The organism is Jeotgalibacillus sp. R-1-5s-1 (assembly GCF_004405105.1).
Taxonomy (GTDB): Bacteria; Bacillota; Bacilli; order Bacillales; family Jeotgalibacillaceae; genus Jeotgalibacillus.
In genome coordinates this window covers 415,277-431,024 of record NZ_SORW01000002.1, presented here as the reverse complement: position 1 = coordinate 431,024, position 15,748 = coordinate 415,277, and the positions used below count along the sequence as shown (strand labels likewise).

Annotated in this window: 19 protein-coding genes; 12 read left to right on the top strand and 7 right to left on the bottom strand. The window is 42.9% G+C overall.

Features of this window, described 5'->3' with window-relative positions; translation table 11 throughout:
• Positions 1 to 200: 200 nt before the first annotated feature.
• Positions 201 to 1,124, bottom strand: a complete 924-nt coding sequence (locus E2491_RS02180; RefSeq protein ID WP_371414442.1) for a COX15/CtaA family protein — start codon at positions 1,122 to 1,124, stop codon at positions 201 to 203.
• A 341-nt stretch (positions 1,125 to 1,465) separates the two neighbouring features.
• Between E2491_RS02180 and cyoE the strand changes: the two genes are divergently transcribed.
• The 7 genes from cyoE (at position 1,466) to E2491_RS02145 (ending at position 8,382) form a co-directional block, all read left to right on the top strand.
• On the top strand, positions 1,466 to 2,380 hold the full coding sequence (cyoE, locus tag E2491_RS02175; protein ID WP_134372069.1) for a heme o synthase: 915 nt from the start codon (positions 1,466 to 1,468) through the stop codon (positions 2,378 to 2,380).
• A 92-nt stretch (positions 2,381 to 2,472) separates the two neighbouring features.
• Entirely contained in the window at positions 2,473 to 3,582 is a 1,110-nt protein-coding gene (gene coxB, locus E2491_RS02170; RefSeq protein ID WP_134372067.1) for a cytochrome c oxidase subunit II, read from the top strand.
• 26 nt (positions 3,583 to 3,608) lie between these two features.
• On the top strand, positions 3,609 to 5,501 hold the full coding sequence (gene ctaD / locus E2491_RS02165) for a cytochrome c oxidase subunit I (protein WP_134372065.1): 1,893 nt from the start codon (positions 3,609 to 3,611) through the stop codon (positions 5,499 to 5,501).
• Between the two features lie 8 nt (positions 5,502 to 5,509).
• Entirely contained in the window at positions 5,510 to 6,133 is a 624-nt protein-coding gene (locus E2491_RS02160; protein WP_134372063.1) for a cytochrome (ubi)quinol oxidase subunit III, read from the top strand.
• A 4-nt stretch (positions 6,134 to 6,137) separates the two neighbouring features.
• A complete protein-coding gene (ctaF, locus tag E2491_RS02155; protein ID WP_134372061.1) occupies positions 6,138 to 6,470 on the top strand; it encodes a cytochrome c oxidase subunit IVB in 333 nt (110 codons plus the stop codon).
• A 507-nt stretch (positions 6,471 to 6,977) separates the two neighbouring features.
• Positions 6,978 to 7,895, top strand: coding sequence for a cytochrome c oxidase assembly factor CtaG (ctaG, locus tag E2491_RS02150; protein WP_134372059.1), 918 nt, complete (start codon positions 6,978 to 6,980; stop codon positions 7,893 to 7,895).
• A gap of 25 nt (positions 7,896 to 7,920) precedes the next feature.
• Positions 7,921 to 8,382: a DUF420 domain-containing protein gene (locus E2491_RS02145; protein ID WP_134372057.1), complete on the top strand. Its 462-nt coding sequence runs from the start codon at positions 7,921 to 7,923 to the stop codon at positions 8,380 to 8,382.
• 236 nt (positions 8,383 to 8,618) lie between these two features.
• Here the strand turns inward: E2491_RS02145 and ytvI are convergent, their stop codons facing one another.
• Together ytvI and E2491_RS02135 are read right to left on the bottom strand one after the other, a co-directional pair.
• Positions 8,619 to 9,677, bottom strand: a complete 1,059-nt coding sequence (gene ytvI / locus E2491_RS02140; protein WP_134372055.1) for a sporulation integral membrane protein YtvI — start codon at positions 9,675 to 9,677, stop codon at positions 8,619 to 8,621.
• A 114-nt stretch (positions 9,678 to 9,791) separates the two neighbouring features.
• The gene (locus E2491_RS02135) at positions 9,792 to 10,151 is read right to left on the bottom strand and encodes a YugN family protein (RefSeq protein ID WP_134372053.1); all 360 of its coding nucleotides are present in this window, start codon (positions 10,149 to 10,151) and stop codon (positions 9,792 to 9,794) included.
• 204 nt (positions 10,152 to 10,355) lie between these two features.
• Between E2491_RS02135 and E2491_RS02130 the strand changes: the two genes are divergently transcribed.
• Complete coding sequence (locus tag E2491_RS02130) at positions 10,356 to 11,471, top strand: CAP domain-containing protein (RefSeq protein WP_134372051.1); 1,116 nt, start codon at positions 10,356 to 10,358, stop codon at positions 11,469 to 11,471.
• 70 nt (positions 11,472 to 11,541) lie between these two features.
• Here E2491_RS02130 and E2491_RS02125 read toward each other — a convergent pair whose 3' ends face one another.
• Complete coding sequence (locus E2491_RS02125) at positions 11,542 to 12,027, bottom strand: PaaI family thioesterase (RefSeq protein ID WP_134372049.1); 486 nt, start codon at positions 12,025 to 12,027, stop codon at positions 11,542 to 11,544.
• A gap of 80 nt (positions 12,028 to 12,107) precedes the next feature.
• Here E2491_RS02125 and ylbD point away from each other — a divergent pair, with 80 nt between their 5' ends.
• Positions 12,108 to 12,434, top strand: a complete 327-nt coding sequence (ylbD, locus tag E2491_RS02120; RefSeq protein ID WP_134372047.1) for a spore coat protein YlbD — start codon at positions 12,108 to 12,110, stop codon at positions 12,432 to 12,434.
• Between the two features lie 45 nt (positions 12,435 to 12,479).
• Positions 12,480 to 12,920, top strand: a complete 441-nt coding sequence (locus tag E2491_RS02115) for a YlbF/YmcA family competence regulator (RefSeq protein WP_134372045.1) — start codon at positions 12,480 to 12,482, stop codon at positions 12,918 to 12,920.
• Positions 12,921 to 13,270: 350 nt separating this feature from the next.
• Here E2491_RS02115 and E2491_RS02110 read toward each other — a convergent pair whose 3' ends face one another.
• Together E2491_RS02110 and E2491_RS02105 are read right to left on the bottom strand one after the other, a co-directional pair.
• Positions 13,271 to 14,173 (bottom strand): glycerophosphodiester phosphodiesterase family protein, encoded by a 903-nt coding sequence (locus E2491_RS02110; RefSeq protein WP_134372043.1) that lies wholly within the window; start codon positions 14,171 to 14,173, stop codon positions 13,271 to 13,273.
• An 85-nt stretch (positions 14,174 to 14,258) separates the two neighbouring features.
• Positions 14,259 to 14,573 (bottom strand): hypothetical protein, encoded by a 315-nt coding sequence (locus tag E2491_RS02105; protein ID WP_134372041.1) that lies wholly within the window; start codon positions 14,571 to 14,573, stop codon positions 14,259 to 14,261.
• 79 nt (positions 14,574 to 14,652) lie between these two features.
• Between E2491_RS02105 and E2491_RS02100 the strand changes: the two genes are divergently transcribed.
• A complete protein-coding gene (locus tag E2491_RS02100) occupies positions 14,653 to 14,928 on the top strand; it encodes a YlbG family protein (protein ID WP_134372039.1) in 276 nt (91 codons plus the stop codon).
• Positions 14,929 to 14,982: 54 nt separating this feature from the next.
• On the opposite strand, the gene E2491_RS02095 is transcribed toward E2491_RS02100, so the two are convergent.
• Positions 14,983 to 15,372 (bottom strand): DUF7147 family protein, encoded by a 390-nt coding sequence (locus E2491_RS02095; protein ID WP_134372037.1) that lies wholly within the window; start codon positions 15,370 to 15,372, stop codon positions 14,983 to 14,985.
• Between the two features lie 60 nt (positions 15,373 to 15,432).
• Between E2491_RS02095 and E2491_RS02090 the strand changes: the two genes are divergently transcribed.
• A complete protein-coding gene (locus tag E2491_RS02090) occupies positions 15,433 to 15,735 on the top strand; it encodes a hypothetical protein (RefSeq protein WP_134372035.1) in 303 nt (100 codons plus the stop codon).
• Positions 15,736 to 15,748: the final 13 nt, after the last annotated feature.

Here is a 15,748-nt window from a genome sequence, read left to right as displayed (position 1 = left end):
CGAGGTCATAAGTCAAAGCTGAACGAGGGCGAAGGTCAGCCCTCTTTTCATCTTCGCCTTATGCTTGTCGGGGCTGGACGAGTCGCCTCCGCTTTTCTAGGGTCGCGCGGTGAGCCGGCTAGTGCTCCGCACCCTAGACAAAGGAAAGGGGAGAAGTTCCCCGATCCGGATTTTTAATAAAAACAAAAAAGAAGCTGATATCAGCTTCTTTTTTTATCGTTTATTTTACTTCTTGATATGAGTAATAAGAAGTAGCTTAGTAAACCGAATAATAGGGAAATAATTAATGCGTGGGTCAGGGCCAGGAGCAGGTTCAGTTTTGTTACAACGACCAATGCGCCTGTGATCACCTGTGCGGTTACAAGACCGAAAGCGATCATCCATCCGTAATACATAACCTTCTGGTGCTTATAGTTTTTATAAACGATATAGGCAACGTAAGCAATCCAGACAAAAATCAGTGCCGCAGCCATTCGGTGCCCCATCTGGATCCACTGAAGATAGTTCAGTGAAACAGAGGACCAGCTGTCGTTAACGCAGAATGGCCAGTCAGGACAGGCGAGGCTTGCTTCGGTGTGGCGGACGAATGCGCCTGAATAGACTACAGCGAAAATGTAAATCATTAAGCCGACTGTGTGATAGCGAATTCGTTTATCAATCACGACGGTTGAAGCATCGAATTTTTTATCGACTTCAAAGATTAATAGTGTCAGCAGTAATACAGCTGCAAAAGAAATTAATGAAATACCAAAGTGGGCAGCAAGGATTATATCAGAGTGTCCCCAGACAACCGCTCCTGCACCAAGCAGTGCCTGAAGCATCAGAAAGAAGAAAGCCAGGATTGCCAAAAAGTTCGTTTCCCTGATATGGCCGATTGCGCGCCATGACCAGATTGACAGAGCAAGAACGAGGAATCCTGCACCAGCAGACACAACACGGTGAGCGAGTTCAATGATGGTTTCTAGGGGCAGTTCGTCAGGAATGATCTGCCCGTGACAGAGCGGGAAGGACTGGCCACACCCCTGTCCAGAATCAGTTTTTGTTACAAGTGCTCCGCCTAACAGTACCAGCAGCATGACAACTGTGGTTGTTACGGCTAAAAGCTTCAGCCATTTAGATTGCAAATTTAGTCACCTTCTTACTTATAGTAAAGTCCGTAATGGACCGTCCGTTTCATTGCATTAGTTCTATTATGTTACAGAATGGACGTCACGTGTACCTTTTTTCATAAATAGACACAGATTATTCATTCCGTCATGACATATAAATTTCACATTGATGATTATTGTACAAAAATAATTCATCTTCTCTTTTTTTAAAAAGATGTGAAAGAATTGTTACATTTAAGTACAGGCTGTAAATGGGAAGTTGTCTGAATTTCATTTTAAATATAGAAATCATGTTTGCTATCCTTTATAGTAGATGTAGTATAATGTATTAGCAAGTTTGGAGAGGAGGGGAAAATGTGTCAAATAGTCGAGTTGTGTCGGCTGTAAAAGGGGCAGATTTTTCTGAAACAACTGCTTGGAAAGATTTCCTCGCTCTTATCAAGATTGGGATTGTTAATTCCAATTTTATTACCACATTTACAGGCCTATGGCTGGCATTGTATTTTACTGAAACTGCATTTGTCAGTTCTATAGATGTCATGCTACTCACACTGATCGGTTCTTCTCTGATTGTTGCCGGTTCATGCAGCATTAACAACTACATAGACCGGGATATTGATCCTCTAATGGAACGGACAAAAAACCGTCCGACGGTAACGGGCCGTGTTGCACCTTCACGAGCGCTTGGACTTGGAATCGCATTCATCATACTTGGTGAAATCATGCTGTTTATGACAACAGCCATGGCAGGTCTGATCGGTCTTGCTGGTGTGTTCGCCTATGTTGTGCTGTATACAATGTGGACAAAACGTAAATATGTGAGTAATACGATTGTAGGCAGTGTATCTGGTGCTGTGCCACCGTTAATCGGATGGGCAGCAGTTGACCCGGGACTCGGGGCAATGCCGCTAGCACTGTTTTTAATTATGTTTGTATGGCAGCCGCCTCACTTTTATGCCATTGCTATGAGAAGAGTGGAGGAATACAGAGCGGCTGGAATTCCTATGCTTCCAGTTGTGAAAGGGTTTTCGAGAACAAAGAAATCGATGCTTTTATGGGTCATTGCACTGTTCCCGCTGCCGTTTCTATTGCCTTCGCTTGGCACCATTTTTATCGTGCTTGCAACGGTATTGAATATTGGCTGGCTTGCTCTGGCGTTAGCCGGAAATAAGATGAAAAATGATCATAAGTGGGCAACATTGATGTTTGTTTACTCACTGAATTATTTAACCATTCTGTTTACCGGTATGGTCCTGATCACTTTCATTTAATAAACACCGGGAATTCTTTCTTAATAAGAAATCCATATAGAACAATCTCCATCACTAGAAATATTCAAATGAAAGAGGGGTTTAATTAAGCTATGAAAAATGGACTGAAGAAATGGCGTTTCCTACCGCTTGTAGCGGCGTTAGCGTTTATCTTGTCCGGCTGTGGAGAGCCGTTCCTGTCAACACTTCAGCCTGCTGGTGAAGTGGCTCAGAAACAATTTAATCTGATGATGCTTAGTGTAGCAATCATGGTTCTTGTAATCATTGTTGTCGCAATTGTATATGTAATTGCCATTACTAAGTTCCGTCGCTCTAAGCTGGGCGAGGATTTTATTCCAAAACAGGTTGAAGGAAGTCACCGTCTGGAAGTGATCTGGACAGTTATTCCGATTATCCTTCTGCTGATCCTTGCTGTACCGACTGTTGCTCTTACTTTTGAGCTTGGTGATACACAAGGTATGGAAGCGGTTGATGAAGAAGGCAACCGTGAAGCACTTGTTGTTGACGTGCGTGCGAACCTTTACTGGTGGGAATTCTCTTACCCGGATCAGGGAATCGTAACAGGTCAGGAGCTAGTTGTACCTACAGATGAGAACGTTTATTTTAACGTGATCGCATCTGATGTAAAGCACTCATTCTGGATTCCGGCTGTCGGAGGAAAGATTGATACAAACGTTGATAATATGAACACGTTTTACTTAAGCTTTGATGGAGAAAAAGCACAGGATGCAGATAACCTGTTTTATGGTAAATGTGCTGAGCTTTGTGGTCCATCACACGCTTTGATGGACTTCAAGGTAAAAACGTTAAGTCCTGACGAGTTTGACCAGTGGGTTGCGTCGATGCAGGAAGCTGGAGAGCAGGAAGAGCCTACTTTTGATGATGAAACTGTAGCAAGAGGATACGAAGTGTATCAGGAACAAAGCTGTATCGGTTGTCACGCTGTAAGTCCTACACAGCAGATTGGTACTTCACAAGGGCCAAACATGACAACTTTCGGCGAGCGTTCTTACACTGCAGGTATTCTTGATAACCGTGAGTCAGAAGAAGTGATGGCTGAAAACATTAAAAACTGGATCCGTAACTCTGCTGAACTGAAGCCGGGTAACGAAATGCCGGTTTATAATGAAGATACGCTTTCAGATGAAGATCTGGATGCCTTAACAGAGTACTTAATGAGCTTAAAAGTTTACAGTGAATAATTGATATCATAAGGGAGGTATAACGTGTGAGTACCGTTGCACAAAAAAGAGGTTTTTTAGCAGTCCTATGGGACTACCTCACAACGGTCGACCATAAGAAAATCGCTATTCTTTATCTGATTTCCGGCGGATTTTTCTTTCTGGTTGGCGGATTAGAAGCCATGTTTATCCGTATTCAGCTTGCTGTCCCTGACAATGATTTTGTCAGCGCGGGGCTGTATAACGAATTACTTACGATGCATGGAACCACGATGATTTTCCTGGCAGCCATGCCGCTGCTATTTGCATTTATGAATGCTGTTGTACCACTTCAGATTGGAGCACGTGACGTTGCATTTCCATTTCTGAACTCACTTGGTTTCTGGCTGTTCTTCTTCGGAGGAGTATTCCTTAACCTGTCATGGTTTATGGGTGGAGCACCTGATGCAGGGTGGACATCTTATGCATCTCTATCTATTGCATCACCTGGACACGGGATTGACTTTTACGTGCTGGGGCTGCAGATTTCAGGTGCCGGTACGCTGATTGCCGGGATTAACTTCCTTGTAACCATCATCAACATGCGTGCACCTGGTATGACGTATATGCGTATGCCGCTGTTCACATGGTCAACTTTCGTAGCATCTGCACTTATTCTTTTTGCATTCCCTCCACTGACGGTTGGACTGTTCCTGATGCTGTTTGACCGTATGTTCGGAGCAAACTTCTTTAATGTTTCAATGGGTGGTAACACGATTATCTGGGAGCACTTATTCTGGATTTTTGGTCACCCGGAAGTATACATTCTGATTTTACCGGCTTTCGGTATCTTTTCTGATATTATCTCTACATTCTCTAAAAAGCGCCTGTTCGGATACGCTGCGATGGTATTTGCAACGGTTCTGATCGGTTTCCTTGGATTCATGGTGTGGGCTCACCACATGTTCACAACTGGTCTTGGGCCAACTGCTAACGCAATTTTCGCTGTTGCGACAATGGCCATTGCCGTACCGACAGGGGTTAAGATCTTTAACTGGCTGTTAACGATGTGGGGAGGAAGCATCCGCTTCACGACGCCAATGCTATATGCAGTTGCGTTTATTCCTTCATTCGTAGCCGGTGGGGTTACAGGGGTTATGCTTGCATCAGCTGCAGCTGACTACCAGTACCATGATTCTTACTTTGTTGTTGCTCACTTCCACTATGTAATCATTGGTGGGGTTGTACTTGGACTTCTTGCCGGTACACATTTCTACTGGCCGAAAATGTTCGGTACAATGTTAAATGAAACGCTAGGTAAAGTTACATTCTGGCTATTCCTAATCGGTTTCCACGGTACGTTCTTTGTACAGCACTTCCTTGGTCTGATGGGGATGCCACGCCGTATCTGGAAGTACCTGCCTGGACAAGGTCTTGACCTGTTTAACATGATTTCAACAATTGGTGCTTTCTTTATGGCAATCGCGGTTCTTGTACTTCTTTACAACATCGTGATTACACAGGTGAAAAATGTACGTGTTGGAAACGATCCTTGGGGAGATGGGCGTACACTTGAGTGGGCAATTCCATCACCACCGCCTTATTACAACTTTAAGCAGCTTCCACTTGTCCGTGGACTTGATCCATTATGGATTGAAAAAATGGAAGGCCGTACTGAAATGACACCGGCTGAGCCGCTTGGTGATATTCATATGCCGAATAACTCGTTTATTCCATTCGTGATGTCACTTGGTCTGTTCATTGCTGCATTCGGAGCGATGTATCAGATTGACTGGCGTGAATCAGGCGGGGAAGAATTTGTATGGTCACTGCCTGTATTAATTATTGGTATGCTGATTACACTTGGATCAATGGCTGTGCGTTCATTGAAAGATGATCACGGTTACCATATCCATAAAGAAGAGTTAATGGATGACACGGATAAAGGGGGTAAGGAGTAATGGATGATATGAATCAGAAATTCACGTCCAGAACGTGGCCGGAATCTCCTGAAAAAACAACCCTTGAAGGTAAAAATAAATTTCTAGGCTTCTGGCTCTTCCTTGGCGGAGAGACTGTCCTGTTCGCATCACTATTTGCAACATATTTAGCGCTGAAAGACAGTGTGCCGAGCTCGGATCACTATCTGGCAGCAGATATGTTTGCACTGCCGCTTGTTTTTATCATGACAATGTTGCTTTTAACCTCGTCATTGACAAGCGTTTACGCTATGTACCATATGAAAAATCATAACTACCAAAAAATGCAAACGTGGTTATTGCTAACCGTTCTACTTGGAGCAGCATTTCTTGGCTTTGAAATTTATGAATTTTATCATTATGTACATGATTACAATCACACATTTACCAGTAGTGCTTTCGGATCAGCATTCTACACACTTGTAGGATTCCACGGTGCTCACGTTGTTGTGGGTCTCGGCTGGTTCATTCTGTTACTGGTACGTAATGCCAAGCGTGGTTTGAATCTTTACAATGCGCCAAAGTTCTTTGTAGCTTCACTCTACTGGCACTTTATCGACGTTGTTTGGGTATTCATCTTCACGGTTGTATACTTAATGGGAATGGTGGGATAAACTGATGGCGACACACGAATCAACTTCAGCGAACCCTAAAGTAAACTACGAGTATAGAAGACGTAAAGCGCGCGATGAGATGCGTATGCAGGTGACTTCGTTCGCAACAATGATCTTTATGACGTTTATTGCGTTTATTGTAGTCATCGCGGATTTTGACAAATATTATGCGTTTCCTGTATTGCTTCTGCTGGCAGGAGCGCAGGTTGTTCTTCAGCTTTATTACTTTATGCATATGAGTCATAAAGGGCATGGAACAGCTGCATTGTTCTTATATTCCGGCGCGTTGATCGCCTTTATTACTGTTTTGACTTTCCTTACGATTGTCTGGTGGTAATGTTTAAAAAACCGGCCTTTTTTAGGCCGGTTTTTTGATTTTAAAGGAGCCGGTGCGGATTCACCCTTCGCTTTCCATGGCAGGGCGGTGAACCCGCCTGTGCTTCGCACAGTCGGTTTCACCTGACCCTTTCCGCCACAGGAGTCTACGGGTGAATCCGCCCCTGAGAGAATCATGTCATTTTTATATTAAACTTACGAATCTCCAGGTACTACTGTATTGTTTAAGACAATAACATGCGCTGTGATTTATAAGACCGTTCATGTGGCTAGATCACAGGAGTTTTTTAAAGGAACAAGACTTCAGCTAAATCGGTTTATTTGTATGAACAGAGTCGTACATGGGACTTACTTTGTTTTTTTGACAGTGAAGTGCGGTATATTGATCATTCGGAGTGTGCCGTAATGGGCTTTTGTTCAATAAACCGTCATCTGGTCGCGTTGAAGTTGTTTGCGGGGAGACTTATAATAGGGAAAGAGAGAGTTTACCCGGAAAGGAAGGTGCCTGATGTCGATTAGCATATTTGGGTTCCAGGCGTTATGGAGTCCTTACTTTTTCATCGCATTAACTTTGTTAACAGTGCTGTTCTTTTTAGCTGCAACGAAGTGGCGTCACAAATTCAAAGATTCGCGTCCATTAACAAAAAAGGAAACGATTTTGTTTCTGACTGCTATGATAACGATTTATATCATTAAAGGATCTCCGGTGGATGTCTGGGGACATATTCTGTTTTCTGTTCATATGGTTCAGATGGGTATTTTTTATTTACTCGTACCGCCATTATTAATTGCGGCTATTCCGAATTATATGTGGAAAACGTTTTTAAATATTCCGGTTCTTAAACAGGTATTTAATTTCCTGACAAAACCGCTAGTTGCATTAATTGTTTTTAATGGAGCATTTTCTTTTTATCATATTCCATTAATTTTTGATACGATCAAAGTGGATATGGTTCTTCATTCGGTTGTGACAGGATCTATTTTTATTCTTGCATTTTGTATGTGGTGGCCATTGGTTAACACGCTTGAAGGAGAATATAAGCTGAGCGGACTGAAAAAGGTTGGTTATATATTTGCAGACGGTATTCTTTTGACACCGGCGTGTGCGCTCATCATTTTTGCCAGCAGTCCGATGTATGAAACCTTTTTTAACGGTGGTGCGTGGCTTGAGGCAATGGCACTCTGTGTACCGGCTGGAACTTTGCAGGGGCTTCAGTCAATCGGTGTAACCGGACCTGAACTGTTCAGTAATATGCCACCTCTTGAGGATCAGCAGGTTGGCGGAGTGATCATGAAGATCATTCAGGAGATTATCTATGGTTATATCCTTGCTCAGGTATTCTTTGAATGGTATCGAAAAGAAAAATCAGAAGAGGATGCGCTCAATGCGTCTCTTTATGAGGCTCGAGAGCTGCAAAGCGAATAATACGAAGAGAAAGAGGATTTAGACGATGACGTTACCTATTTTACCAACGTTGAGTACAATCTTTATTGTTTTGAGCGCAGTATTAGTGGCAATCGGCTGGGTGCTGGTTCGAAAACGCAAAATCGAAGCACATAAAAAGACGATGTTTGCTTCGGCGATTGCGGCATTAACTTTTTTTATCATTTACATGAGCAGAACCGTGTTTGTAGGTAATACAGCTTTCGGCGGACCTGATGATATTAAAATTTATTACACAGTGTTTTTAATTTTCCATATCATTCTCGCTACAACGGGTGCGGTGTTCGGCCTTGTGACGATCTGGCTTGGATATAAAGATCGCATTAAAAAGCATCGCAAAATCGGACCGATTACTTCAATTATCTGGTTTTTCACCGCATCTACGGGAGTAATGGTGTATCTGTTATTGTACGTATTCTACAGCGGTGGGGAAACAACTTCAGTTATTAAAGCCATTATTGGTGGATAAGAAAAGTCCGGATTCATTCCGGGCTTTTCTTTTTTAGTTTATACACTGTGTCTGGGCATTCCATCGCTCTCAACAATCAGTGTCAGCAGATTTTTTCCTACAGAGGAGTGCCCCACACTCATGGGTTTCTGTTAAAAATAAATATTTGTTTAAAGTAAATTTAATTAAAAAAAATTGAGTATGATAAAAAAGCATACAAAAAACCGTTCATCTGAAATGAACGGCTTGACGATCAGTTATATTTTAAAGTCCAGCTTGATAATACCTGCTTCTTTCGCAGAGTTGAAAATGATGAGCAGTAGAGGGCCGATAATAAAGCCTAGTATACCAAACAGCTTCAAGCCGATGAACATGGCGATCAGTGTCGCAAGTGGGGAGAGTCCAATGTGACTTCCCATTACTTTTGGTTCAACGGTTCTTCGGATGACAAGTAGTACAACAGCAAGGATGGCGAGCTGGGTACCCTGTTCCACATCTCCTGTGATCAGCTGGAAAGCAGCCCATGGTGCGAGAATGACAATGGATCCGATGATCGGAATGAGATCAATGATCCAGATTATGATTGCCATGACGATCGCGACTTCGGGAGCGATAATAAACAGGCCGATTAAAGCTCCGGCAAGAATTAATAAGCTGACAAGGAATTGAGCTTTGGCAAATCCGAAGATGACCTTAGACAGTCTTGCTGTCATAAACCGGACTTTTTCAGCTGTCTGCTCTTTCAAATGACTATATACGGAATGCTGGATTCTTGGCAGATCGATCATAATTAAAAATAATGCGATCAGAAACACTAAGAAACTGACGAGATAATCAGGGATATTTGTGACGAGTCCTGTGACAGACTCGGCATTGATTGAATTTGTGATACTCGTTCTGAAGTCGTTCAGGAAATTGCTGATTTCATTGTTCGTCTGATCGATCACGTCATCAGGAACCTGAGCAAAACGGTCACTCATATTTTGCTGAACGCCACTCCACCATTCAGTTAATTCATTGATATAATCAGGTGTGTTTTCAACGAAGCTGATCGCCTGACCAACGAGTCTGGTAACTGAAAAGTAAAGGATCATTCCCAGGATACCTAAAAACAGTACAAAAACAATACCAACCGACGCCTGCCTGTTTCCTTTCAGCCGTTTTTCAAGCAGCTTGACTAGAGGTTCCAGAACAAGGGCTGTCACGAGTGCCAAAATTAATGGAACAGATACTGGCAGGATGAAGTACATCAGAATAAGTACAACGAGAATAGCGAAAATGGTCATCAAGTTTTTTTTCGTAAAAAACTTATTCAATTCAGGGCTCCTCTCAAATCTTTTTATGTCCGGAGCCGATTCCGGATGTCATTGGGGATGGATCTTGAATGAAGGTATAAAAAAGAGCCACGGCAACATGGCTCCTCTTAATCTTTACAGTGCTACCTGTGAAAGCTCTGCCTGAAGAGCAACGAGAATCTTTTCACAAGTCTGAACGAGGTGTTCAGGAAACTCCTCGCCTTCGCCATATTCAACACCGTGTGGATAATAGTGCTTACCCAGAAGAGGTGTCATTAATTTAATGTCTGCATCGTGAGCACCTACGTCACCTGTTTCAGTGAAACCGAAAATGCGCAGGTAAAAAGTACCCTCACGAATTTCAAACTTACGGTCATATGTAACTCGTTCCCAATCCCATTGTCCGGCACGGATCATGCCATGTTCTTTCATAATATCGTCTAAACGGTCCAGTTCAACGACTAACGTTTCTAATCCAGTATTTTCAAAACGCATAAGAAAATTCCCTCCTGTCAATGCTTAAGTAAATAAATCATCTCATGCTTAATAATAGTCGAAAAAAAAAGAAGTTGCAATTGTGTCGCGACGTAATTTAAAGTTTTTTGTGGCAAAACCATGACATTGCTTCCGGTACTTTGCGCTATTCATATGGAGAACGGCTATGTATAATAAAGATAATAACGATTTGGGGGGAGAAGTATGAAAGCTGTGATCAGAATAGGAGTAGTCATACTCGTTATCCTCCTCATTGGCTTTTATAGTGGCCCTTCATTTCAGGAGAACGATATTCTTGAAAATGAATCCTTTACAACAGAGACAGGCCGGAACAGTCAGGACGACAATATTCCTGCCTATACAGACAGTCTGACCAGGCCGAAGTCAGGTGTATCCGTCTACGTGGGGCGCTCTGCAGACGAGTTCAAACAGGAGTGGGGCGAACCCGACAGAATTGATCCGGGCAAGTTTGGTCAAAGCTGGATGGTGTACAAGGATGAGGATTATTACCTTCTGGCTGCCATAAAAGATCAAAAAATTTCGGCTATTTTCGCTATGGGTGCTGGAGTAGACAGCTCACCGTATTACTCAGGACAACCCGTGGATGAGATTTACCGGTTTACGATGATTACAACCGAGATATTTGTTGAGGACGGAGATGAATCCTATCAGTTCGAACTGAGTGAACAGGATCTTCATTCCAGGCTCCTTGTACCTTATGACGATTTATATGCACAGCTGTTGATTGATTCGGCTACAAATCGATTAATGGGCGTCTATTATATGGATAAAGAAACCCTTATCAGTCAAAGACCTTATGATGAGGCAGCTGATGATCAGAGTGCATCTGAACCGGAGCCGGATCTGCCTCAAAACCTTGATGAGGTAAACAGGGCAAGTGAAGAGCAGCTTTTTGATATGGTTAACTTTATCAGAAATGAAAATGGGCTTGAGGAGCTTGAACGGAACGAAGAAGCCTCTAACGCTGCACGTGAATACAGCATTTCAATGGATCTGGAAAAGACCAATGCAGAAGCTGAAATCGAAACGGAAGAAAGCAGCTCGCTTGAACAAAGGCTTGCAGAGGTAAACAAGACTTATGAATCGGCAGCTGAAAACACGGCTTATCAGTTTGACATTGCGCCTTCAGTTGTTCACGCATGGATGAATTCTCCTGAGCACCGCAATACGATTCTTGATGAAAAGTATACACACACCGGTTTAGGGGTTTACGGACTTTACTACACGCAAAACTTTCTCGAAATTAAGCCATCTGAAAATGAAGCTGCCTTTGAACCAGATCAGGAAAAAGCCGACTAGGATCGTAAAATCCGGTCGGCTTTTTCGTATGAAATGAAAGATGAAGAACATACTCATGTAAAGTTATACATCATTTTTTGGGTATCAAAAAAAACGAAGCTGTTGCGTGTGCCATTCTTTTCTGGTCTGATCCGGTCAGCCAGCCTTCAAGTACCATCGTTTTTGATCCGCGGTGAATGATACGGGCATGTGCAGTTACTTCCGTTCCGGACACGGGTGCTGTGTAATGAATGGTCAGCTGACTTGTGACGGCACCGAAACCTTCAGGAACAGTTCGGTTTGCAAGCGTACCCATGGCTGTATCGATAGCGGTTGCTGTAACACCACCATGGACAATGCCGAGCGAATTATAAAGCATAGGTGTAACGGGCATATGCAGCGTCAGCAGCTCTTCCCCGTTGTCCGCTTCGAGATTAAATAGCGCACTGACATTGGAAGTAAACCGGCCTTCACGTTTATCTGCAAGGCCTTTCACAACCTGTTCTATAATCTGACGTTCTTCTTCAGATGCGTGTTCGTAAAAAGAAGTAACGGATTTATTATCTGTATGATTCATGTTTATCCTCCTGTCACAAGTACCAATCCTATATTTTCATCATATCATAATTTCATCAAGCTCTGACGGAGGGGATCACAATGAGTCCATTAAGTGCTGAGAAAGCTGCATTTAAAAAATACCTTACCGAAAACCCGCATTTAATTGAAAAGGGTAGAAGACGGGAGGTTTCCTGGCAGGAGTTATATGAAGAGTGGCTTCTCTTTGAAGATCAGAAGCAGGACGCCTCAGAGACATTTTTAAATACATTGAAAAAAAAATTTAAAGAGCTGGATCGTGAACAGATAGAGACTTACACGAGTCAGGTTCAGGATGTGATAGACCTGTTGAACGACGTACTTGGGCATATTCAGCATAATCAGCAATCGAAAAATCAATCATTTATGAGTCAGTGGAGAGAAGAATGATCAATTTCCTGAAAGCTCATTCCATGTTATGATGGAGGTGCTGAGATGCTGGCAACCATGGAAAGTATTCAACTGCTTGATGTATCCGATGAACTGGCTGAAATGATTTTAAAGTCTGAAGAGGCTGCACATTATTTTCATTGCTATCAGGCATTAAAATCATCCCGTGAATCAATGGATAAAATATATAAATTTAATTCTTTAAAAGAGCTGTACGAAGAGGTGCAGCGATTCGGAAGATATCATCCTGATTACTCCAGGGTGATGAAAGAGATCAGGGAGACGAAACGTGATATGGATATGGATGACCATGTGGCGACCTTCAGAGTGGCTGAAAATCAGCTTCAGCAGCTGCTTGATGAAGTAAGCACGATTATCGGGAAATCTGTATCCGAGAGTGTTAAAATTCCGACGGGTAATGCCTTTTTTGATTCCGGCTGCAGTGGTGGCTGCGGTACAGGCGGAGGGTGTTCTTGTTCGGCATAAGCGAGGGTTATATGAATGTCGCTCTAAGGCCCGGACTCATCCGTAGACTCCTGCAACAGAGAAGCGACAGGTGAGACAGTTTATTGCGCAGCAATAGCTGGCTCACCGCGCGGCCTTCAGAAAAGTGGAGGCGACTCGTCCAGCCCCGACAAGCATAAGACGAAGGTGAAAAGAGGGCTGACCTTCGCCCTCGTTCAGCTTTGACTTATGACCTCGAGGGGCTAGTCGCCGGAGCTAGACAAAGGAAAGCGAAGGATGAGTCCGGTCCGGCTCTTAAAGGCATTACATAATTCCTCCTAAATACGAAATAAAAAGGGACAGCTCGAGAGCTGTCCCTTTTTTATGATTGATCAGTCGTTTGATAAAAGTTGCATGGCGATGTCCGGGCGGTCTGTGATGATGCCGTCTGCGCCGTAGCGGATGAGGCGATCCATGGTTTCAACGTCATTGACTGTCCAGTAGTCAATATGGATGTTAAGTGACGTCAAGAATTCAATGAATCCCTGAGAGTCAAGTGGAACGACACCGTACTTTACAGGAATCTGGAGTGCATCAGCTCTTGGGTGATACAGGTGTCCAAAACCGCTTTTATAAAGTGAGAAGGCTTTACGGGCTTCGTTTTCACCTGCCCCGATGGCTACTCTTTCCTGAGCATAAAGAGAGAAGCGGTCGATCTGTTCGTCGTAAAAGCTTGTGACGAGAACGCGATCTTCAACGCCTGATTTTTCGATCAGTCTCCATAATTTTGATGGCATAAGGCTGCCTTCATACGTATCCGGGTCTTCCTTCATATCAATGTTGAACAGGTGATTCGGGAAGGCTTCAAAAAGCTCCTTCAGACTCAGGATTTTTTCTCCTTTGTCGCGGAAGGACTGACTGCCGGACAGGTCTCTGAAGTGGTAGCCAAGATCAAATTCCTTCAATTCTTCAAGCGTATAGTCTGCTACTCTTCCTGCGCCGTTTGTTGTGCGGTCAATAAACTGGTCGTGAAAAACGATCAGCTCCTCATCCTTTGTCATCCGGATATCAATTTCAAACCCGTGCACACCGAGGTCTGCCGCAGCTTGAAATGCTGCCAAAGAACTTTCCGGTGCAAGATCGCTGCCTCCGCGATGGGCAAAGACTCTTGGTTTTTCGCCTTCAAAGAAAGGTTTTGCCGGACGTTTTACCGGTTTTGAAACGGCTTTTGTTCCAGCCCACAGAGCAGCTCCTGAAGCTGCAAGTGCAAGTCCGATCGTTAACTTTTTACCCATATTAAGTCCTCCATTTCGATATGTAATTGCCGGTCATTCTCTAATTAATGGTAGCATGACCGGGCGTTTCTATACAAACGTAAAGCTATTTGAAGCGTATACAGTCTGAGCAGAGGTTTCCACAGCAAAACATTTTTTCAAGCGGAACGTAAAAACGGTGTCTGTATACGTAATTCCCGGAATGACTTCTGACAAAGACAGTTTCTGCATTCAGTCTTTTTCCTCTCATTGCTCTGACAGCACATTTTTTTATGACATACTCAAGTTCTTCCTGTTTTAAAAATGAAGTTGAAAGATAAAGGAAAGGGATTCCTGCTTTTTTTTGCCATTCTGCTTGCTCGATCCGTTCGTTCTTTAACAGTTCCGAAGTAAAGATTGACCAGATTTCATTTAAGTCCATGCCGACTCCTCCACCATTGCCGATTCCTGTTTTATTGTGCTACAATTTACAATAAGAAAAATAGGTGAGGTACTTATTTATGCTAACTGAACGTCAAGGATTAATTGTCTGGCTGCACAGCTTAAAGCATGCAAAAACATTGCGCCGTTTTGGTAATGTTCACTACGTTTCAAGAAAAATGAAATATGTTTTATTATACTGCAATCAAAGTGAAATTGAAAAACTGACAGAAAAACTGTCGAACTATTCTTATGTAAAATCGGTTGAAGTATCTCTCCGGCCATTTATTAAAACAGAATATGAAAATGCAAAGCCGGATAAAGCGAAAGAGTATGATTACAAAATGGGTCTTTGACAATTAAAAAGCGGGAGCTTCCTTTAAGAAGCTGCCCGCTTTTTAGTTTCCCGGTTATGTCAGGGGTGATAGGTAACGGTTCATCCTGAGGATGCCTGTCAGGTATTGATAATATAATTCTTTTTCTGCGAACCGGTCTGATGGTTGAACGGTAAGTGTAATAACAGGAATCCCGTGACTTTCAGCTGCTTCTTCAGTCAGCCTCAGCCTTTCTGATTTCTTTCCATCAAGAATAGGGATTCCTTCCCGGCATAAGTAGATCGCCTGGAAGTTTCCTTCGTCCGTTTTTTTCAGTACGAGAGCAAGTGAAAGCTTTTTCCCTTTTTTACTCTCCGTCTCCAATACGAGCAGTCTTTCTGCCCGGTGACGGTTCGCTTTCATTAATTCTATCAGTTCATAAATATCTGAATACCCTTCTCCGAGTTCTATAAATCGCTGGATCATATTTTGACATCCTTTCAATGCATTCATAAGAAATTAAATCCCATGGGTGAGGTGACTGGAATGTTTATTTTATCATTTATTGTTGTTGCGATTCTACTTGTGCTTTATTTTATTCCCACAAAGGAAACGGAACCTGTATGCGTTGATGACAAATGGCTTGTTCCGGCCATCATATCAGCCTTAGTAGCTTACGGGATTATTGAGGCGGTAAAGGAGGAAGAGTGGGAAGGGATTTCTCTTGAAAACCTGGAGTACGAGCTTGGCCTTCTCGGATATTCTGCACCGTTACATGAGTTGTTGGATCAATATGAAAACACTTATCCTGTTAAATTTGATTTATTTGGTAGTCAATTTGACGGGTGAATGATTAAAATAT